The 20470-nt window shown below is 38.7% G+C and carries 17 protein-coding genes and 1 pseudogene; 4 read left to right on the top strand and 14 right to left on the bottom strand.

The genetic code is table 11. The features are described 5' to 3' along the window. Window positions 1–13: 13 nt before the first annotated feature. The 8 genes and pseudogenes from ltrA to ACQKOF_RS07610 form a co-directional block, all read right to left on the bottom strand. Window positions 14–1275 (bottom strand): annotated as a pseudogene (gene ltrA, locus ACQKOF_RS07575) (group II intron reverse transcriptase/maturase). Between the two features lie 1272 nt (window positions 1276–2547). After that, the gene (locus tag ACQKOF_RS07580; RefSeq protein WP_427555123.1) at window positions 2548–6096 is read right to left on the bottom strand and encodes an S-layer homology domain-containing protein; all 3549 of its coding nucleotides are present in this window, start codon (window positions 6094–6096) and stop codon (window positions 2548–2550) included. 602 nt (window positions 6097–6698) lie between these two features. Further along, window positions 6699–7415 carry a WecB/TagA/CpsF family glycosyltransferase gene (locus tag ACQKOF_RS07585; protein ID WP_427555125.1) on the bottom strand — a complete coding sequence of 239 codons (717 nt, stop codon included), beginning with the start codon at window positions 7413–7415 and terminating at the stop codon, window positions 6699–6701. Next, complete coding sequence (locus tag ACQKOF_RS07590) at window positions 7412–8683, bottom strand: nucleotide sugar dehydrogenase (protein ID WP_427555127.1); 1272 nt, start codon at window positions 8681–8683, stop codon at window positions 7412–7414. Before ACQKOF_RS07590 ends, ACQKOF_RS07585 begins: the two co-directional genes overlap by 4 nt. Window positions 8684–8991: 308 nt before the next feature. Beyond that, window positions 8992–9936: a nuclease-related domain-containing protein gene (locus ACQKOF_RS07595; RefSeq protein ID WP_427555129.1), complete on the bottom strand. Its 945-nt coding sequence runs from the start codon at window positions 9934–9936 to the stop codon at window positions 8992–8994. Between the two features lie 90 nt (window positions 9937–10026). After that, the gene (locus tag ACQKOF_RS07600; protein ID WP_427555131.1) at window positions 10027–10176 is read right to left on the bottom strand and encodes a hypothetical protein; all 150 of its coding nucleotides are present in this window, start codon (window positions 10174–10176) and stop codon (window positions 10027–10029) included. A gap of 83 nt (window positions 10177–10259) precedes the next feature. Beyond that, window positions 10260–11108: a flagellin gene (locus tag ACQKOF_RS07605; protein ID WP_427555400.1), complete on the bottom strand. Its 849-nt coding sequence runs from the start codon at window positions 11106–11108 to the stop codon at window positions 10260–10262. 202 nt (window positions 11109–11310) lie between these two features. Continuing rightward, window positions 11311–11784 carry a transcriptional regulator gene (locus tag ACQKOF_RS07610; protein WP_427555133.1) on the bottom strand — a complete coding sequence of 158 codons (474 nt, stop codon included), beginning with the start codon at window positions 11782–11784 and terminating at the stop codon, window positions 11311–11313. A 198-nt stretch (window positions 11785–11982) separates the two neighbouring features. On the opposite strand from ACQKOF_RS07610, the gene ACQKOF_RS07615 reads away from it, so the two are divergent. Together ACQKOF_RS07615 and ACQKOF_RS07620 are read left to right on the top strand one after the other, a co-directional pair. Next, entirely contained in the window at window positions 11983–13557 is a 1575-nt protein-coding gene (locus ACQKOF_RS07615; protein WP_427555135.1) for a hypothetical protein, read from the top strand. Then, the gene (locus tag ACQKOF_RS07620; RefSeq protein WP_427555137.1) at window positions 13554–16316 is read left to right on the top strand and encodes a DEAD/DEAH box helicase; all 2763 of its coding nucleotides are present in this window, start codon (window positions 13554–13556) and stop codon (window positions 16314–16316) included. The genes ACQKOF_RS07615 and ACQKOF_RS07620 overlap by 4 nt, the downstream gene beginning before the upstream one ends. Here ACQKOF_RS07620 and ACQKOF_RS07625 read toward each other — a convergent pair. Next, window positions 16313–16435, bottom strand: coding sequence for a hypothetical protein (locus ACQKOF_RS07625; protein WP_427555139.1), 123 nt, complete (start codon window positions 16433–16435; stop codon window positions 16313–16315). The genes ACQKOF_RS07620 and ACQKOF_RS07625 overlap by 4 nt on opposite strands. Before the next feature lie 140 nt (window positions 16436–16575). Then, window positions 16576–17007 carry a single-stranded DNA-binding protein gene (locus tag ACQKOF_RS07630; protein WP_427555141.1) on the bottom strand — a complete coding sequence of 144 codons (432 nt, stop codon included), beginning with the start codon at window positions 17005–17007 and terminating at the stop codon, window positions 16576–16578. Window positions 17008–17488: 481 nt separating this feature from the next. Here ACQKOF_RS07630 and ACQKOF_RS07635 point away from each other — a divergent pair, with 481 nt between their 5' ends. Next, window positions 17489–17914 carry a YwpF family protein gene (locus ACQKOF_RS07635; RefSeq protein WP_427555143.1) on the top strand — a complete coding sequence of 142 codons (426 nt, stop codon included), beginning with the start codon at window positions 17489–17491 and terminating at the stop codon, window positions 17912–17914. A 182-nt stretch (window positions 17915–18096) separates the two neighbouring features. Beyond that, a complete protein-coding gene (locus tag ACQKOF_RS07640) occupies window positions 18097–18276 on the top strand; it encodes a nuclease-related domain-containing protein (protein ID WP_427555145.1) in 180 nt (59 codons plus the stop codon). Window positions 18277–18418: 142 nt separating this feature from the next. Here the strand turns inward: ACQKOF_RS07640 and ACQKOF_RS07645 are convergent, their stop codons facing one another. The 4 genes from ACQKOF_RS07645 to ACQKOF_RS07660 form a co-directional block, all read right to left on the bottom strand. Beyond that, window positions 18419–18808 carry a hypothetical protein gene (locus tag ACQKOF_RS07645; protein ID WP_427555147.1) on the bottom strand — a complete coding sequence of 130 codons (390 nt, stop codon included), beginning with the start codon at window positions 18806–18808 and terminating at the stop codon, window positions 18419–18421. A gap of 109 nt (window positions 18809–18917) precedes the next feature. Continuing rightward, window positions 18918–19301 (bottom strand): hypothetical protein, encoded by a 384-nt coding sequence (locus tag ACQKOF_RS07650; RefSeq protein WP_427555149.1) that lies wholly within the window; start codon window positions 19299–19301, stop codon window positions 18918–18920. A 216-nt stretch (window positions 19302–19517) separates the two neighbouring features. Continuing rightward, window positions 19518–19961, bottom strand: coding sequence for a 3-hydroxyacyl-ACP dehydratase FabZ (gene fabZ, locus ACQKOF_RS07655; protein WP_427555151.1), 444 nt, complete (start codon window positions 19959–19961; stop codon window positions 19518–19520). 180 nt (window positions 19962–20141) lie between these two features. Then, window positions 20142–20426, bottom strand: a complete 285-nt coding sequence (locus ACQKOF_RS07660; RefSeq protein ID WP_427555153.1) for a DNA-directed RNA polymerase subunit beta — start codon at window positions 20424–20426, stop codon at window positions 20142–20144. Between the last annotated feature and the right edge of the window lie 44 nt (window positions 20427–20470).

Below are 20470 nucleotides of genomic sequence, written 5' to 3' on the forward strand. Positions count from 1 at the left end.
TACGGCGGTTCAATTAAGATGAATAACGCAAAGTTTCGTAACGAACTTGCAGACTTTTCAGCCCTTGGCTTTCCCAATAGGAATTGCCGAGGGTTTTGTGTAATATGGGGCTATTTGAAATGCGCCAGTACCCTTTTCGGGTATTTCCCCATTCGTATGCCTTTCCGTATGGAACTTTTAAACGAATAAGGTTTCTGACTCTGGTTCGAGGTTTCTTCCAATTATTCCAAAGACACATTCGCAACCTTCTTTTAATCCAACTGTCTAGTTTGTTGAATATTGAAGGTGTATCTGCAGCGCAAAATATCCACACCATCCAATTAGATATTGGTTTAATTTCTTGATACGGTATTCCATTGGAAATGGCATCTTTCTAGAGGTAATTTCTCGTATTTTCTTCTTCATTCGTTGGAGGCTTGTTTTCGCCACTCGAACTTTTGGTTCTTTATGGTGTGAAAAACTAAACCCCAAGAATTTTCGATTCCATGGTCGGTCTACCGCTGATTTGGACTCATTCACTTTCAAGCGTAATGTTCCTTCGACGAATCGCTGTACGCTTGCTATTGTACGCTCTCCTGCACGTTTGCTCTTTACATAGATATTGCAGTCGTCTGCGTAGCGAACGAATTTATGACCACGTTTCTCTAATTCTTTATCTAGCTCATCTAGCACGATATTAGAAAGAAGTGGACTTAATGGTCCACCTTGCGGCGTTCCCTCTCCTGTACTTGAAACAACTCCATTTATCATGACACCAGATTGGAGAAATTTGCGGATAAGTTTTAATAGTGATTTATCGTGAATTCTTTTCGCTAATGTTGCCATTAATCGGTCGTGGTTGACCTTATCAAAGAATTTCTCTAAATCCATATCCACAACCCATCGATATCCTTCCTTCATATAATCCTTCGCTTTTCGGACTGCGTCATGAGCACTTCGATTAGGACGGAATCCATAACTGTTGTCCGAAAAAGTTCGGTCATATTCCATTGATAATATCTGCGATATGGCTTGTTGAATCAAACGGTCTGTCACGGTTGGGATTCCTAATAGTCGCACACCACCGTCTGGTTTCGGGATTTCGACACGACGTACTGGTTGCGGTTCATAGGTTCCCGCTAGAATTTGCGCTTTAATGGATTCCCAGTTTTCGAGGATGTGCTGACGTAAGGTTTGTACGGGCATCATGTCTACTCCATGGCTTCCTTTATTCGCTTCCACTCGCTTTAATGCTTGTATCATATTCGGACGTGCTAGAATTTGATTCAACATCACCATTTCGTTCCTTTCCGTGAATAGCTTGTCTTCTTATGCCCACCTGAACTACACCCTCCGCAAATACCCTCATGGACTTCACCATTACTTTCTAAGCGTGAGGTTTCTCTGTTTTCTGTGTTTATTCATTCAAGATGGAATGCCAAGGGCTATTCTCTCTTAGTTGTTCAGCCCTTCCGATTAGTTCTAGACCCAATCGTACTATGACCTCTGCTGACTTCTGATGGTTCAGCTACTTGTCACCAAGTAGTTTATGAAGGGTACTTCACGTTTCCATCAGACCTCCCCGGGTAAGCGTATGCACTTTCACACCATCTATCCGCCTCATTTACTCGATATGACCTTCGACAGAAAGGACTTTGTGTTGTTAGGCACACTCATCCAATCATACCTAGCCTTATATGAGATTCGTGTTCCTCGGACCGGTGTTTTGCCTCCAGCTTCCTTCAGATTCCGCGTCGCCACGGACACCCTTGCTCTTGGCTAACCTCTACTTCTGTCTTCGAGGTTCGGGACTTGCACCCTATAGTTCATGCGCATGCCGGGCGCACCCAAAAAAAAGAGGCAATCACATACATGATTGCCTCTGGAAAATATCATATGGAAAGAAACAAATCTTTTGGGAAATAAGTTTCTTATAAAACTACTACTGACTGGGTTCCTTCGCTCCTGCTAGTTTTATCCTTCTCATATGTTACCATACAAGTCCAAGTGGCTAGCAATCCACACTACTATGAACCCGCTGCCATCTATTTCGGCTTCATAGGTTTTCTATCGAACCTCTTCCGAAAAGACTTCAAACGTTCCATCGTCTTGTTCCCTTTTTTTAATGACCTTAGGCTCCCACTATACAGTATGCACATCATCTGTTTAACAGTTCCTAAATTATGCAGATGATCTCCTCATTATTGTAAATGAAAGAATTATGCATGAACCCCTAGCAATTTACGCACGCATAATCGACACATACAGCCTACATGGATTCGTCGTCCTAGCCATAGCCATTTTTTAAAGAACCCCGCCTCAATTCCTTGAGTACGACTTCACCTGACTTCACCCCTTTGAGCGGATAGACACTCGCATTGGATGCAGGAGGATTAGGCTCGTGAGCAAACGGAACTGTTTCCCACGCATCAGAACTTCCCTGATGAATACAAATACGATAGTTAGAAAAGACCCCATAGAGTCAAACTAATTAAAGTTATATCTACGGGGCCATCATCTACTTATTTCACTAGCAAGCTAGTTTATAAAGTAACGTTTCGTTTAGTTTTATTTAAGAGTTACTGTCCACTCTTTAGTTGCTGCAACAAACTCCACATCATATGTGAAATTACCTTCTTTTGTAGTAGCATTTGCTGGAGTTTTAACAGTAATTGTTCCTGTACCATCAGCTGTTGGAACATCTGCAAATGTAATTGTTGTACCAGTAGCTGCAGTGTCTACTTTAGCAACAGTACCTGCTTTACCGTCAACAGTAATTGTTTGACCATCTTCAATTGTTACGTTTGAAGAGAATGTAACTGTAACAAGTGTACCAGCAGCATCTACTGTAGCTGTAGCTGTTGGAGCAACTGCATCAACAAGTACTGCTACTTTGTCTAATGTTCCAAGATTAGCTGCTAATTCAGTTTTTGCTTTTTCATAATCAGCTTTTGTAGAAGCTGGGTTGTCTAATACATCAGTTGCAGCTTTTACAAATGCTTTTGCAGCTGCAGGAGATTTATAATCTTCTGGTTTAACAGCTTTAATTGCATCAGCTAAAGCTGTTTTTGCTTCTGCTTTTTCTACTTCTGATGCTGCAGATGGTTTTAATGCTTTTTTAGCATTAGCTAACGCATCAGTTGCTTTTTTAATATCTGTAGTTGAAGCTTTAGTTACGTCTACAGCTTTTGCTGCTTTTAATGCATCAGAATATACTGTCCAAGAAGCTGCAGTGTAGTCTGCTTCTTTTAGGGCAGCAGTTTCTTCTGCTTTAATTGCATCAGCTAAAGCTTTTACAGCTTCTGCTTTTTCTGCTGCTGCAGTATCTACAGGTTTAGTACCATTATTATTAATGTTAACAATAGTGAATGTTACTGTGTTACCGTCTACAGTGCGAGTTACAGTAACTTCAGCATTCTTAATGATGTCGATGAATGCATCAGCATCACTAATTGTTGCTCCACCTAAACCTTTGTATACGTAAGTTTTACCAGATTCACCATCATATTTAACTGCTTCTTTATCATTAATTACAAGTTCTTCTTTATCTGTATTGATTGATTTTACAATACCAGTATAAGTGTTTCCAACTTCACTTGTTTTCGTGAATGCAGCAGTTGCTTCTTTAGAAGTAAATGCATACGTTTTTTCTGTAGTTGAATTTCTTTCAGTGTATTTAGCATTACCTGTAGCTAATACTTTTACAGATGTAGTTTTTCCGTCTACTGAACGTACTTTCAAATCAGTTGTTGTTGATGTTGTTGTTGTTGACGTTGTGAAGTTACGGTTTGGAGAAACTACTTTCCATTTTCCGTCTGCAATATCTTGTACCTCAATGTCATTTGCACCAGTGTTTGTAACAGTATAAGTTACTGATGTGAATGTAACAGCAGTTGCGTTATACGTTTTACCACTTTGGTTTGTTAAAGATGGTTTGAATGTTGCTTCTTCTTTATCTTTGAATTTATCTACTTTTTTATTAGTAGCATCATAAGAAGTTATTTTTGCACCATCAAGGTATTGCTCTTGGAAATATGCAATTGCTCCAACAGCTGTTGGTTCACCTTTATCTAATTTTCCATCTGCTGCATTTGATGTATTGATATCAATCCATGCAACTGGAGTAGCATAGTCATTAACATCACTGCTTCCGATTACAAATGAAGCTTCACCTTTATCATTTGTTTTTACAGCAATTTGCTTAGCTTTGTTGCCGTCTTTATCAACAGCGTCACCGTAGAATGATTGGTTACCATCAGCATCTACTTTAATGAATTTAGCTTTTGTATTTGTAGCAATTACACCATCGATATCTTCATTAAATGCAACGTTTACAATTTCATTCTTAGCAACTTTACCATCTTTATCTTTTACAACGATGTTATATTTACGACCACCGTTTGTATCTCCGATAGCAGCTACTTCTCCACCATCACGTTTAAGGTCGATAGTGTATTCAGCTTGAAGTGCACCAAATTTTACTTTTGCAGCTGATGCTTGTAATGCTGATGCATCGTATTTTGAAGAATAAGAAGTTACTTTATTATTTGCATCATAAATAGCTGTTGCTTCGTAAACTACCGGTGTTACTTCAGCGTTTGTACCTGATACTGTAAATGTTGCTTCACCATTTCCATCAGTAGTAATTTGTGCTGCTTTAACTACAGTACCGTTACTTAATTGAGCTACAGGAGTACCGTTCACAGTTACATTTTGTAACTTATCAGCTGTAACATCAATGTTTTCAAGTACAGAAACGTTGAATGTTTTATTAGCTTCAGCTTTACCAGTTACAGCATTTTTAAATGCAACTTTATAAGTTTTATTAGCTCCATTGTTAACAGCAGAACCTTCATTTACATCTTTTACTGTAAGGATTGTGTCAACTCCCCAGAATACGTAACCGATAGAGAATTTAGAACGATCACCAGTTGCATAAGCAGTTACAGTGTCAGTTTTTGCAGCATAACGAGTGTAAGAGTAAGTTGCAATACCTTCATCATTAGTAACTGCTTCACCAGTAAGTGTTGGGTTAACAGCATCGTTGTTGTTACCAGGAACGTTGAAAGTTACTGGAATACCTGCTTTAGATTGACCTTCAGCGACAGTAACTTTTGCTTTAACTGTTACTTGTTGACCAAGTTTACCTTGTTCAGATTTAGAAACGATATCAATTTTAGTTGGTACTACAGCTGTAACACCTTTGAATTTACCGATTTCTTCGCCGCCAAGAGATACAGTGTACTCTTTGTCAGCTGTTTGAGGTGCAGTAGTTAAAACAACAACTTTTTTGTTAGTTTGTTTTACAGCTGCGTTCTTAACTTCTAAATCTTTGATTTCGAATTTAAGAGCTTGTACGTTGTCAACTTCTTGGTCAAATGTTACTTCAACAGTTGTGCTGTTGATAGCTTTTACAGAAGCTTTTGCTTCATTTGGTAACTCAAGGTTGATTGTACGGTATAAGAATGAAGCGAATTGACCGCGAGTGATAGAATTAGTTGGGTTGAATGCTTTACCTGGTAGGCTAGCAGCATTTGTTAACTCAGCATACTCTAAAGCTGTGATTGCTTCACGTTGTTCAGCAGAGAAAGCTTTGTCTAAGTCAGCGATTTCGCTTTTGAATTTAGCAGCTTTGTACTCTTTTACTAGATCTAATTCATAGATTTCGTTGATAGCACGAACTAAAACAACTGCCATTTGTTGACGTTGCATATTTTGTGTGAAGTTTAAGTTGCCGTTTGAACCAGCGAATACGCCTGCATCTTTAGCAAGTGCAGCATATTTTACTAATTCTTTTTCAGCTGTTAATGGAAGATCGTTGAAACGTTGTTTTGTATCCCAGTCAGCTGGAGCTTCATAACCTTCAGACTCTAACCAACGGCCTAATAATTTAACTACTTGACCACGGTTTACATCTTGGTTTGGTTTGAATGTGCCGTCAGCGTATCCATTGATGATACCTGCATCAGCAAGAGCGTTGATTGCTTCTTCATGAGAATTACCTTTGACATCTGTGAATCCTGCTGCAGAAGCAACTGGTACGATTGCAGATGCTACTAATGTAGCTGTAGCAGCTGTTGCTACGAATTTTTTGTATTTCTTTGGTTGGTTAGCCATAGAAAAATTTCCTCCTCTAAGTTCATAAAATATGTCTCTACTACAAATCCATAGAAATGCAGTAAATAAACAACTACACATAAAAGTATAGTTGTATCCCTAAAAGTTGTCAATCATATTTTGGGAAAGTTTCTAATTCATTTCCGGAAAAACATGGGCATACAACTCTCTTTTACCATTGTCATCTATTTTAAATGATTTTTCAAGTGATATTACACATCTTTTCCAACAATAATTTGGCAACATCACCTTAAACAATCATTTTTTTACAGTATTAAACAATTATATATTCCATTCCCATTTAGGCTGATATAAAAATTGGTAATTCTTTTTGGTTCTATGGAAATTGTAAGGGGCGTAATATTTGAAGATATTCCGGTGAATGTACTGTGGGATCTTTGGACAGTGCATCTATGTTTTTAAGTGCAGAATCATATTTTTATATACGAAAAAAGCTCAAGCATATAAATGCTTGAGCTTTTTTCGCTTGGGCTACCAACCGTTGTTTCCTTGCAGGGAATTCTATTTATTTCATAGAGGAAATTCCTATACACCTACAGTCTAACACTTTCAATATAAAACGACAATACCAATTTTTAAAATTATTGACGTTTCTGCCTTGCCACTTCCAATAAAAATAATGGAAGAGCGATTTGACGCTTGATACGCTTAGGTTCTTTCATTAATCGATAAAACCATTCAAGACCAAATTTTTGGAAAATCTCTGGTGCACGTTTAACTGTACCTGCAAGCACATCGAATGATCCACCCACGCCTTGATAAATGGTTGGATGCAATTGATCGCGATTTGCATTAATCCAGTTTTCTTGTTTTGGGCTGCCCATTGCTACAAAAAGTAGATCGGGCTGTGCTTCATTAATGCGGTCAAGTACCTTCTGTTCGTCCTTTTCATAGCCGTCCTGTATGCCGACTATTTTAATAGAAGGAAATAATGATTCTAGCTTTGCTTTTGCCGCATCTGCAACACCTGGTTTCCCTCCGTAAAGGAAAATAGGCTTGCCACGTTTTGCCGCTTCCTCGCAAAGCTTCATCATCATATCGACGCCTGTAACACGTTCACGAATTTGCCCTTTTTGAATTTTGGAAGCAAGAATAACCCCAATGCCATCTGGAATTTGAAATTCCGCCTCGTTAAGCAGCTTCTTTAGAGCAGGGTCTTCTTTTGCCTTGATAATCTTTTCTGGATTGATGGCAACAACGAGCGCCTTTTGTTTTGTTTCAATACGCTCGAATGCCATCTCCATTAATTCATCGTAGCCTTCCGTATTGACATTGATGCCAAGTACTGTTTCTTTCATCGGTTTTTCGCATCTCCTAAAAGGTGGAACTGGAAGCCTGCTTCTTCCCAATTATCACGTTTTAAGCAGTTTTTCGTATCGAAGACGATTTTTGATTTCACTGTAATTTCTGCAGCTTCTAATGCTTTGAATTCATTATGATCCGTTAGAACAACGATGATATCTGCATCTTTTGTAGCTTCTTCTAAGCTTTGTGTTTGTGTAGCATGTTTGTTTTCTTTAATGTGTGGATCGTATGAAATAACTTCTAATCCAAGATTTTGTAACTCGTCAATAACGATTGTAGATGGACTTTCGCGCATGTCATCTACGTTACCTTTGAAGGCTAGTCCAAGAACAGCTACTTTGCCACCAGCAATTTTGTTTTGATTTAAGATGGATTGTGTTTTTTGTGCTGTGAAGCTCGGCATACTATCATTTGTATTACGAGATAGGTGAATAATTTGTGCTGTCTCGCCACCTAGCTCAACTAAGAACCAAGGGTCAACCGCGATACAGTGACCACCTACACCAGGACCTGGGAAGTGAACATTTACACGTGGGTGATAGTTCGCAAATTTAATGGCTTCCCAAATGTTTACGTCAAGCTTCTCTGCTAATTTTGCAAGCTCATTGGCAAACGCAATGTTTACATCACGGTATGTGTTTTCCATTACTTTTACTAACTCAGCTGTAGTTGCATCTGTTAGGTGGATTGTGCCATTCACAAATGTTTGATAAAGCTCTTTTGTCATTTGTGCAGACTTGTCATCAATCCCACCAACGATACGGTCGTTGTTCACTAACTCTTCAAAAATACGACCAGGAATAACACGCTCTGGTGAATGTGCAACAAATAAATCGATACCAAATTCAAGATTTGCTTTGATTAACTCTGGTAGCATAATGTGCTCTACAGTTTTCGGTGGTACTGTCGATTCCAGAATGACAAGGTCACCTTTTTTCAAGAATGGCACGATAGAAGCCGTAGCTTGACGTACATATTCTAAATTCGCTGTATTATCAGGATTAATTGGCGACGGAACTGCCACGATGAATACGTCTGCTTCCTGTGGTGTCGTTGACGCCGTTAAGAAACCTTCATCAACTGCTTTGTTCAGGCGCTCCTGTAATCCATTTTCTTCAATATGAAGCTTTTTCTCTTGAATACTTTTTACTGCCGCTGGGTTTACGTCCACCCCATGTACTTTTATGCCGTGGTTGGCAAACATTACAGCCGTTGGTAAACCGATGTAGCCAAGTCCAACGACACAAATTGATTTAGTCATTCTCTATTCTTCCTTCCGTTTCAAAAACGAGTAGTTATATTATATGTTTTATGAAATGCGTGGTGCATTTTGTTCTGCATTATAGTATACATCTTTCAAGTGAAAGTGTGAATCAATTTGTTATTTTGAAGCTGTTTTCTGTGTCCGATTTGCAAAAGTTTTGTTGGTTAGTGGCGGTTTGGGCGCGTTTATCAGCGTTTTTTTGAGTTTTATCAGCGATTATGTTAGTTTTATTAGCGATTTTCAGGGGTTTATCAGCGATTATGCTGGTTCTATCAGCGATGTTCAGGAGTTTATCAGCGATTCATCTATAAACCAGACAATTTGTAACTTGAGTATTTGTTAGATCCGCTTCGTGGTAATTGTAATTTTTGTAATATACGTTTTGTTACATGCTCGCTATCAATCATCAAAAAATCGCGACATTCACGATTCGTTATCGTTTCGCCAACAAGCATATAATAATCTTTTAACGCCTGAATATGAGCATCGCGACACCGATGTTGACACTTCTGGCAATGCCAACCTATTTTCAATTTCTCCATCCCAAACTGACCACAGTCCTCACAATAAACACCCCGCCGCAAAGCAGAGACGTCAATTTTATAGTATTGGCAAAGCGGAAATGGCATTTTGTTCCGCAAATGTGACAAAATAATGCTTTTGATTTCTGCCATTGTTGCCGTCTCTTTGCTTTTCTCTAAATGTTTATGAAGAAATATCGGCAGCTCTTTTGCCATTAAAATCGGCAATTGTCCGTCTTCTCTATGAATGTTTACATTATTAAATGGAAAAACAACCGCTCCATAAATCGGTATAGATACACGTTGGGCTTCTAAGAAATGCTTCATCCCTTGAATATACTGTTCAAGCTGAATTTCAGGATGCGTAAAAACGTGAACCTCTCCAGATTCCGAAGTGCGAATGAGCTGACGTGGGTCATTTTTAAAATGTACAGTTCCTCGAATATTTTTAATTTCTAATAGAATAATAGCGTTGGGGACAATGAGTAAAATATCAATTTGCATGGGAAGAACAGAGGGAAGTATTACATTGTGGAAAATGTAGCAATCATTGAGCAGTGCTATTTGCTGTAGTTCCTTCATAACATATTGCTCACCAAAATCGCCCGCTTCTTTATTTTTAAGTTCCTGCTGAAGATTTTGATATTGTGGGTGCGTGGGGTGTAACCGAGTCACAAGCGCTTGGAGTCCTTTTGTCAATGGAGATGGTGCGAAGGGTTTTATGATCAATTAATTCTCTCCTTTTCTATATAAATTTTAATAGGTTTATCAGCTAGTTTAGGATCCTTTCAGCGATTATAGCATGTCTATCAGCAGTGTTCACTTTTTATCGGCGATTGCATCACTTTTATCAACGATGTTCTCTTCTTTATCAGCGATGTTCACTCTCTTATCGGCGATTGTCTCACTTTTATCAGCGATGTTCACTTTCTTATCAGCGATTGTTTCACTTTTATCGGCGATGTTCACTCTCTTATCAGCGATTGTCTCACTTTTATCGGCGGTCCTCGCTTTTTATCAACGATTTAACCCAACTAAAAAAGGAATCACCTTTAATATCGGGGATTCCTTGTTGTTCCGCTTTCGAGTAATTGTAGAATTGATTGTGCTTGCTGCATGTGCATTGCTAGTACATATTGACTTGCTTGCATTAGTATTTGGGCTTTTACCATATTCATCATTTCCTTTGCGATATCTGCATCGCGAATGCGGGATTCGGCATCTTGTAGATTTTCTGCTGTGTTTACGTTCGCATTGTAAGCGTGCTCTAGGCGATTTTGGTAGGCACCTAATCTTGAGCGCTCGTTTGATACGTGCTTTAAAGCATCGTCCATTGTGGAAATCGCTTTATTGGCACTATCACGAGTTGCAATGGATGTCGTGTCGTCTAAGCCAAGTGCCCCAGCGCCCATATCGTTTATGAACAGCTCGATGCTTTGACCGGAGTTGGCACCTGCCTGAATTTTAATACCGTTTGTAGTATAATCCCCATTTAGTAATGTCTTTGTATTAAATTCAGTGTCTTTCGAGATGCGTTGAATTTCTTTTTTTAATTCCTGAAATTCCATATCGAGATTCTCACGATCACTATCTGTTAAAGTATCATTGCTCGCCTGGACCGCGAGCTCGCGCATGCGCTGAATCATATCGTGTACTTCATTTAGTGCACCCTCAGCTGTTTGAACGAGTGAAATACCGTCTTGAATATTTTTCGCTGCCATGTTCAAACCGCGAATTTGCGCACGCATTTTTTCTGAAATCGCAAGTCCTGCTGGATCATCCGCAGCACTATTGATGCGGTAGCCTGAAGAAATTCGAAGCATTGCCTTGCTCATTGCATCGTAATGTCTATTCATATTATTTAAAATTGACAACCCCGTTGCTGACCATTTTCCAAGCATCATTTCACCACCCCTATTGTTATTTATATCGGTCTATGTTAAATTCTTTTAAGTTCATTTTGGTAATGTATTCTAATTTAGTATGTTCTATACAGTAATGATTTTTAATTCATTTTCATAATTTAAACTTTAGACCCAATAATATATAAAAGCACCGCTTTTCACATATGAAAAGTAGGTGCTTAATTGCAATGCCGTGTATTCAATTTTCGAATCCTCCGAGTTGATGGTTCTTTTGTTGTAGCAGTTCAAAAAAGAGAACTTTATTATTATCTAGTAATGCCTGGTCGATTAAATAATCAATGTTCTGCTGCTCCAATTCTGCAATGAGCTGATCTACTTCGCCAACAGTCACTGAAGAAACAAGTGGTAACTGCGGTTTTGGAGTAGCGCTTTCAAGAATCGGTGTTAGATGCTCATGAACATTGGTAATTAATAATAATTGATATAATGGCAGTCGGATAAATCGATTCCCTTTCTGGAAAACAAATACCTCGGATATATTTTCGATTTGCTGTGTATTCAAGTTGATAATCATCTCTTTACCTTCGATGGGAATGAAATGGAAAATCTCATTCTCTTTTAAAATAGAGAAATATTGATAAGCAAACACGAGACGTAGTTTGTCTCCAGTGATTTTTGTGTAAAATGGCTTCATATATTGAACTTGCATCATCCTTCATCCCTCCTTATTTATCTGATTATTCAGATTTTAACACATATCAATTATCTTGTTAACTATCTTCTCCTTGATTTTTTTCTTTTAAATCATTCAGCTTATCATGTACGCATTTTAATCGTATAATGGAAGGACAGTCTTTTTTCCTTCATGCTTAAATGCCCACTAGCTATACATTATGAAAGGAGTGAGGTTATGGCATTGTCTATTGCCCAATTAGCTAAGGAACATCAAGAATTTATCCTTGCCAAAGTAAATGAAGCTGAACAGGCGTTACATCCTTCCTCTATTGAAGACGAAGAGCTAGTGCGTCGTGCTGTTTTTTCAGTGCGGAACAAATCAGTTGTCTTTGAACGTTTTAATGGAGCGAGTTCTACATTATATGCAAGCGTACAGGATGTCAGACCTGCTTCTGTCGAAATTGATTTTGCCAAAGAGGAGTTGAGCTGTAATTGTCCTCAGCTGAAATGGTGTAGACATCAGGTTGGCGCATTGCTTGCCCTCTATCAGTATTTTGATTCGGTGCAAAATTGGTCAAGTGCTTGGCGTGCTCAAAAATCAGTGCAATTAAAATCATTAGCAGATGAACGAAGTCCAGAAAGCTGGAAATTGATGGTCGATGAAGTAATGAAACGTTTATTGCCACCTGGGCGTATTCTGGAAGGGTATGGCCTTTCTGCAATACGGACAGATGCATTGGAGCGACTTCAACGCCATGTGCCCTTCGAGCGCGAGTGGCAGCCACTTTATAAGCTTTTCATGGAGCTATCCATCTTTAATACAATATGGCGTCATTTAAATGCAACAAAAGGACATTCATTGGATTCTCCTTATATGAAATATTTTATTGATCAAAGTGTTCAATCATTCGAGAGTATATTGACGGAACTAACGGGTCGATCACGTCTTTTTGCTACTGATCCATTTTATGATGCGATTCAGGAATTAGTCAGAAAGTTTTTATTGGAACGACAAGGATTATTTGCTGATCGACTACAAATTTATATGTTGCTTTGGGCAGTGCTTTTTTATGAAAAGCCGCGTCGTGAACAAGAATTGGCACTGATAAATAAGCTTGAGAATCCTTCACCTGAGATTTCCTTGCAGTCATTAAAACTGCTATTTTATGTGCTGCTACAAAAAGAAAGTTTATTACAGGAAAGCATTGCACATATTGATGTACAACATATGCAGGATCTATTTGAACTGGCTACTTTTGCAAAACGTGCTGGCGAATCACATGCGCAGTCAATTATTTTACGTGCGATGCTACCATTTACCGAAGTCTTTTTACAGCAAACTGTGCCAGTTGTAAAACGTGCTCAATACGTAAGGCAATTTCAGCTTTTATACGAAGACATACAGCTAACGGAGGAACAGGAAGCTACATTATATAGTGCATTTGGTGTTTATGGACTTCAACCGTTTTCGTTCTTTCTTATTAAAAAAGGACGTTATCGTGAATGGGCAGCCCTCCACCAGTTAAATCTCTCCTCCCTTTCTTATTTAGAAATGTGTGGATTGAAAGATGTGCTTCAGGTTGCGCCTGCAACAGTATTGCCCTTATATCATCTATATGCCATGGCTGAAATTACACAAAAATCACGTATGAACTATAAGCAGGCTGTACGAATCTGGAAAAGTATGCGCAGTGCGGCAAAGCGTGCTGGTAAAACTGCTTATTTTGAAACATATATGCAAACAATCCGTGCAGAGTATAAACGACTTCGTGCATTACAGGAAGAAATTGAGAAAGGAAACTTAGTATGATGACTATAAATGCTCCTTCCCCGTTTTCAAAAAAACAACAGCTTCGTATTAATGCAGGACAGGAAGGATATTTTACGTTACAGGGATTTACTGCTGATGGTGCAGCAATGGATGTAGACTCACTCATTTCTTCATTATTTTTTAACTATGAAGCGAATGTCTATGGTTTATTAACCAATCGTTCAGAACTTACGATTGAAGTTTCAACCTCTGAGCTCCTTGATATTTTTTCACAGCGCTATTCGCATCCTTTTATTGCATGGCAAGGTGCTAACGCAGAAAGTCAGGTATGGCTAGAAAAAGCGTCTGCTTTACAAACGTATTGGCAGGAATCCTCGCTCTGGTCATACGCAAATATTGCAGATGATTTTTCCGCGCTAACATTCCCTATAGACGGTGAAGATACAGGTTTATTAGAAACGGCAGTGCAGCAAAAACTAGCTCAAGCAGGTCTTGTATTATCTGATTTACCAAAGCTAATGCCATTTTTCTTGCGTGGTGGCTGGCCATTAGAGCAGGAACGACAGGCAGGTGCAGTTACTGTCTCCCTACGCTTAAGTGAGCCTGAGGAAGATTCAGATGTTTGGCTTTTAGAAACAGTACTTAGCACGGCTACAACTAAAAACTACTGGACGCCTGCTATGCGAAAGCAGTCACTACCAATTGCTGAAGCTCTGCCGACAAAGTGGCAAATGTATGCTGATGCTATTGAACAACAACAAGGACAAATTGTAGATCTTCTTGCTGTTGAAGATTTACGTAGCGATATTTTCATCCGTATTATGCTCGAGGATTTACAAGTTCGAACATTTTTACGTGAGGATTTAGCAAGATTACAGGCACTTGGCTTTGACGTTGTATTACCGGCTTGGCTAAAGGATTTAAAACAATCAAAAATGCGTGTTCGTGTAAGTACTGGCAATGTAGCGACAAAGAAGGTTGCTGGACTAGACGATATTTTAACGTTCAAATGGCAATTTTCTATGAATGGACAGTCCATTTCACCTGAGCAATTTAAAAAGCTTGTGGATGAAAAACGCGAATTCATTCGTATTGGTACTGAATGGTTTCGAGTCGATGCAAACTGGATGCAAGAAATGCGTGCATTGATGCAGCAAGCAGCAGATGAAAGCTGGACTGTTCGTGAATTGCTATTTCGTGAGCTGCCAGAGGATTTATCCTTACCTCTTGAAGAAGAGGATGCCGATGATGCAATGCGAGATGATCCAATTTTTGCATTTGAATTGCAAAAATCGCTTAAATCCTATATGGATCAGCTTCAGGAGAAAAAAGGACTTCCAACAGTACCAGTCCCTACATCTTTGCAGGCTGAATTACGTCCTTATCAGCATGAGGGCTTTGAATGGCTTGTCTTCATGCGCGAACAAGGCTTTGGTGCGTGTCTAGCCGATGATATGGGTCTTGGTAAAACGGTTCAGCTTATTTCATATTTGCTACATCTTAATGACACAATTAGGGATACAAAGCCATCTATCATTATTTGCCCTACGTCCGTGCTCGGCAACTGGCAAAAGGAACTAGCTCGTTTTGCTCCTTCCTTGACTGTGCATACGCATTATCAGGCGAATCGAGCAAAAGAGGATGCTTTTAAACAGCTAGTAGAAAGAGAAAAACCACATGTGATTTTATCTACCTATGGCACGGTATCACAGGATGCTGAGTTTTTACAGGAAGTAGAATGGGCAGCAGTTGTACTAGATGAAGCCCAAAATATTAAAAATATGCAAACGCTACAATCAAGAGCTATTCGTAAATTACAGGGTGCTCATCATATTGCTTTGACAGGTACACCTGTGGAAAACCGTTTATCGGAGCTATGGGCAATTTTTGATTTTATCCATAAAGGCTATTTAGGTAGCTTCGGTCGATTTAATGAAGAATTTATTTTACCGATAGAACGAGATGAGTCTGAGTCACATAAACAGAAGCTACGTGCAAAAATACAACCGTTTTTACTTCGCCGTACAAAACGTGACCCACACTTACAGCTTAACTTACCAGATAAACAAGAGTCTCATGAGTATTGCCCATTAACAACTGAGCAAGCATCTCTATATGAAGGATATATATTAGAGACACTCGATCAGCTGGAGCAATTAACAGGCTTTCAGAAAAAGGGACGCGTCTTAAAGATGCTTAGTAAGTTAAAGCAATTATGTAATCATCCTGCCTTGTATTTAAAAGAACCTTTCGAGGATGCCGAATCAATGCTAACTCGTTCTACGAAATTAGAAAGTATCGTGCAAATGGCTACAGAAATTGTGGACAACGGCGAGCAGTGCCTCATTTTCACACAATATATTGGAATGGGACAATTACTACAGCATTGTTTTAGTGAACTATATAATATTGATGCACCGTTCTTAACAGGTGCAATGCCTAAGCAGCAGCGTGACCGCTTAGTAGAGGCTTTTCAGGCAGGAGATTTCCCAATATTTATCCTTTCCTTAAAAGCAGGTGGAACAGGGCTCAATTTAACAGCTGCAAATCATGTATTACACGCAGATCGCTGGTGGAATCCTGCCGTTGAAAATCAAGCGACAGACCGTGCATATCGAATTGGTCAAACACAATTTGTGCAGGTGCATAAGTTTGTTACAATTGGTACTATCGAAGAAAAAATCGATAAAATGCTAGCCCAGAAATCTGCATTATCGGAAGAACTAATTCAATCAAGCAAGTGGTTAACTGAGTTAGAAGATGACGAACTTCGTGATTTAATGAAACTCGATTTTTAAAAATGAGTAGATGCGCCAAGAGCACAACGTTCTTGGCGCTCTTTTATTTCAGTGGATATTGCAGTTACTTCTTCCCTACTTACTTCATATTTATATTTAGTTGTGTGTAAAATGCTCATTGCTGTGCGGTCTTCAGCAATGAACTACGTTATAAAAGAGGTATACATCATTCCTTTCTAAATTGATTACGGTGCAAGTAATAGAAGGAGAATGGCGGATCAGACAACTTGGTACTTGTCACTTGCCCCGTATGTACCATTTAGGAATTGCTTACTACTGGTAATTGCACTTCTGGCTCAGGTAGCACAAAATCCTTTAAGCCGTCTTGCTCATCAGGTGGCTTTGGTAGCACAATTGCTCCGTCGCTATCCCTTGGCTTAAGCTGATAAAATCGGACATCTTCTACGACTACTTCTGTTATAAAAACCTTTGTGCTTTCTTCATTTAGAAATGATCTTGATTGAATACGACCATTTGCCCCAATTAATGAGCCTTTTCCGCAATATTTGACGATATGCTCTGCAAGTCTTCCCCAAACTGAACAAAGAATAAAGTCAGCATCCACTTCCCCACGACTGTTTTTGTAATTGCGATTAATGGCTAGAGAAAAATGTGTTTGCACGCGATTTTCAGATAAGTGTCGTAACACTGGATCCTTTGTTAATCTTCCGACCAGTCCGACTTGATTCATTGATTCACCTCCTTTGCTTTTGATTGCTCTCATCTTACAAAAATTAATCCAGCATTGGCAAAAGTCGATTTTTATCATTTCCCTTAGTTTTTAATCATAAATTAGATATATTGAGCCTTTTACTTTTCAATTATTGAATAATTTTTCGAGCTGAATGCTTTTCGCTGTAATAGCAAATGCTAATTGTTGAAATATGCAATTTAGCTGTTTTTGCAGATTGTACGAAAACACAGTATTGGCCCTATCATCAATTATGCCTTGGCATAATTGCGTCCGGAATCGGCTTTGTGCTTGCACAAAGAACTCCTTTCCGATTCCGTGACTTCTTTCAGCGGATGTTTGGACACCCGCTGAAAAGTGACTTAAAACCGCTTCATCTCACCACCTATAGAGGTGGGAGACTTCCGCTGAATGAAGTTAAACAGGGCTAGTTGAATATGTTATACTAAAATAGATGACTGACTTAGGAGGATATTACATATTGAAAACATTTAAGATGCTTTCCTTTGACCTTGTCACAAAAGACGGCATGCAACCTTTCCCTTTAGTCGATGGTATTATTATTAACCAGGAAAACAGCCATCAATCTTGGGTTCTTGAACTATTTATGGACCGGCAATATCGTTCAACTTTCGAAAAACTTTTAGCGAATGCTACTGTCTTTAATGTACGTGCAGTTATTTCATTTCCAGATAATGAGCCTGCTCCTTTCCAGGTTGTCGTACATACAGTTCAAGAAATTGGCGAGCACATCTCTGTCCTTTTAAAAGGAACGCTAAAGACAAAACGCTCGAAATATGCCGAGCAATTACTTGCCGAGTTACTAGCTGAGGGAGTTACTTTAGATAAGTTATTGGACCGCTTCACACACGATATGAAAGAACGACCAAAACTCAAAAATGATTGAACTTGATTTAACGATGCAAAAGTTTGCATCGTTATTTTTTATTGGACAGGTAGAGAATTTAAGGTTAAATTCGATGTAAAAATTATAGAAGGTAACTACACTTGAATATTGCTGTTAGGAAAAGGCATTAAAATTATTAAAGAGGCGGTTGTTCAAAGAGGACCCTGATATTAGCTATTATCATGAGCATTGCTGGTGAAAAGAAAGTTGACCGTGAATGGCTTGAATTAGTTTGTCCCTATACTGTTTTAGTGTTACATAATTTAATTCTGATGAATTCTGCACAGCATTCACATCAACTCGATACACTTTTTATTTGCAGTAATTTTATGCTAGTTGTTGAAATAAAAAATATTAACTGACGTCTTGATTTTGACGATAACAAAGCCAGATGGAACTGTTGAAGGATTTCCAAATGCAATTACTCAGCCGCGGGTATTTCCCCTTTCGCGAATTCGAAAAGAAAAAAAGAGTGTTCCATTAATTGAAACACTCTTTTTTATATTATCGTGTTACTTTCTCTTCGACGATCTTTTCTTTAACAACGCCGTTTGCATTTGGAACGTTGTTATAGCCATTTGTACCATTTAAATCAGCATTTGTTCCTGGTGTTGTTGTTCCTGGTACTGTTGTCGTACCTGGTGTTGTTGTTCTTGGTGTAGTAGTAGTGCCTGGAGTTGTAGCTTCAGGAAGAACAGTGTTACGGTTAACACCATTTACGTCACGATTGTAAACGTCATTTCTTCGAGTCGGTTCTACAACGTCTTCTACACCTCGGCGAACGTCGTGTTTAACATTCTCCACTGGTCTTGTTTCAACTGCTTTGTTTCCCCAGTTACAACCTCCAAGAAATACAGTAGCAAGAATGATTGCCAAAAATGACATTCTCCACATAAGAAAAAACCTCCTTTCTTCGGTGCTATGTCATCAAATACAACGTGTGTATTTGTGATCTTACATAGATTGCCCGGGAAAGGAGGGAACTATCCGATTTTTGTACAAACTATTTTTGTTTTTCTTTTAACAATTGTTCAATGTAGGCTGCTTCTGCTTTACAATTGTAGCCATAGTTTGTACCTAGCTCTTTTTGCAATGCCTCGATTGTTTCAATTTGCTTAGCTGTTGGTTCTTCATTTAAAATTTTTGCAATTACTTCATCGATTTTTTGCGCCATCTCTTCATGGAATTCAGTACTCATCAAAACATCTGCTGGGATTTTTTCGATCCATGCGGCATTTTCTTGAAAATAAGTTTGCCAGCTAGCAATGAAGTCTTCCATAGAAAAACGCTCTTCTTTCCAATCAATACTTGCTAAGTATGATTCAAAAGATGTTGAAATCGAACGCGTAATGCTAATTTTAATACCTGAAGACAATTCCTTATACATCTATTTAATCCTCCTACGTTTTAAAAACAAAACTAAAATTACATGTATTTCAATACACAATCACATATACGCCATTGCATTTTTCTAAATCCGTAATATCTTTAACTACACTACCTATAGAGGGAGAGTGCAGAATAAAGATAAACTATTAAAAGATTAACAGTAAAGACATTATTCGACATCATTATTTTATATCTTTTAGCCTATAATTGCAAATTAAGCCTGCTTTGGTTGCTCAGGCCCAATAGCAAATAAAATATCCGCTTCACATACTAGTTCTCCATCGACTGTCGCCACACCGTGACCTTTACCCATTACTCCACGTAGTTTCACGAACTCTACCTCTAATCGAAGTTGATCTCCCGGTACTACTTGGCGCTTGAAACGACAATTATCAATACCCGTCAAGAAAGCTAGACGACCTTTGAATTCATCCGCGTTTAATAACGCTAAACCACCAACTTGTGCTAGCGCCTCGACAATTAAAACCCCAGGCATTACTGGATAGCCCGGAAAATGCCCATTAAAAAAGTCTTCGTTCATAGAGACATTTTTTAAACCGACTGCACGCTTGCCTTCTTCTAATTCAACGATACGATCAACGAATAAAAAAGGATACCGATGTGGTAAAATTGCTTGAATTTGCTCTGCTGTTAACATTTCTTTTCCCCCTTATATCAATTTCGCCTTGGCGTAATTGCGTCCGGATGTTGAATTGTGCACGCTCAATTCAACATCCGTGACATCCGCCAGAGGCTATATCTTCATTTAGTAGGAGGTGTCCAACGCCTACTAAATGAAGATATTATATGTAAACACAAAGTATGGTAAAGAATAATTTTATTCTTTACCATTCATAATATCAAATATATGCTGCCATGTTTCTGGTTTGAAAACGTCCATGGCTTTACCTTGTCCAATTACACTATAGCCAAACATTGCACCTACAACTGCTGCAACAACAACTAAGATGATAATAAGTACAACGCGTAGCCAAATCGGAATCAGCCGTATTTGCACCCATCGAACCTCTCGTTGCTCTCCATTTGAGCCGTGTTTCTTCTCTTCTGGTGGCGTATCGGTTTCATTTGTTTGCATAGAACCTCGACTTGAATCGTCTGTCATAGATTGTACTCCTCTTCATTACTTACTAAACAGTAATAACGGAT

The organism is Lysinibacillus sp. NPDC093190 (assembly GCF_050280425.1).
Taxonomy (GTDB): Bacteria; Bacillota; Bacilli; order Bacillales_A; family Planococcaceae; genus Lysinibacillus.

What these genes read in the sequence shown, in the direction of transcription:
- ACQKOF_RS07580 (WP_427555123.1), bottom strand. Translation starts at nt 6,096, where the DNA reads ATGGCTAACCAACCAAAGAAATACAAAAAATTCGTAGCAACAGCTGCT.
- ACQKOF_RS07585 (WP_427555125.1), bottom strand. Translation starts at nt 7,415, where the DNA reads ATGAAAGAAACAGTACTTGGCATCAATGTCAATACGGAAGGCTACGAT.
- ACQKOF_RS07590 (WP_427555127.1), bottom strand. Translation starts at nt 8,683, where the DNA reads ATGACTAAATCAATTTGTGTCGTTGGACTTGGCTACATCGGTTTACCA.
- ACQKOF_RS07605 (WP_427555400.1), bottom strand. Translation starts at nt 11,108, where the DNA reads ATGCTTGGAAAATGGTCAGCAACGGGGTTGTCAATTTTAAATAATATG.
- ACQKOF_RS07610 (WP_427555133.1), bottom strand. Translation starts at nt 11,784, where the DNA reads ATGATGCAAGTTCAATATATGAAGCCATTTTACACAAAAATCACTGGA.
- ACQKOF_RS07615 (WP_427555135.1), top strand. Translation starts at nt 11,983, where the DNA reads ATGGCATTGTCTATTGCCCAATTAGCTAAGGAACATCAAGAATTTATC.
- ACQKOF_RS07620 (WP_427555137.1), top strand. Translation starts at nt 13,554, where the DNA reads ATGATGACTATAAATGCTCCTTCCCCGTTTTCAAAAAAACAACAGCTT.
- ACQKOF_RS07625 (WP_427555139.1), bottom strand. Translation starts at nt 16,435, where the DNA reads ATGAGCATTTTACACACAACTAAATATAAATATGAAGTAAGTAGGGAA.
- ACQKOF_RS07630 (WP_427555141.1), bottom strand. Translation starts at nt 17,007, where the DNA reads ATGAATCAAGTCGGACTGGTCGGAAGATTAACAAAGGATCCAGTGTTA.
- ACQKOF_RS07640 (WP_427555145.1), top strand. Translation starts at nt 18,097, where the DNA reads ATGAGCATTGCTGGTGAAAAGAAAGTTGACCGTGAATGGCTTGAATTA.
- ACQKOF_RS07645 (WP_427555147.1), bottom strand. Translation starts at nt 18,808, where the DNA reads ATGTGGAGAATGTCATTTTTGGCAATCATTCTTGCTACTGTATTTCTT.
- ACQKOF_RS07650 (WP_427555149.1), bottom strand. Translation starts at nt 19,301, where the DNA reads ATGTATAAGGAATTGTCTTCAGGTATTAAAATTAGCATTACGCGTTCG.
- fabZ (WP_427555151.1), bottom strand. Translation starts at nt 19,961, where the DNA reads ATGTTAACAGCAGAGCAAATTCAAGCAATTTTACCACATCGGTATCCT.
- ACQKOF_RS07660 (WP_427555153.1), bottom strand. Translation starts at nt 20,426, where the DNA reads ATGACAGACGATTCAAGTCGAGGTTCTATGCAAACAAATGAAACCGAT.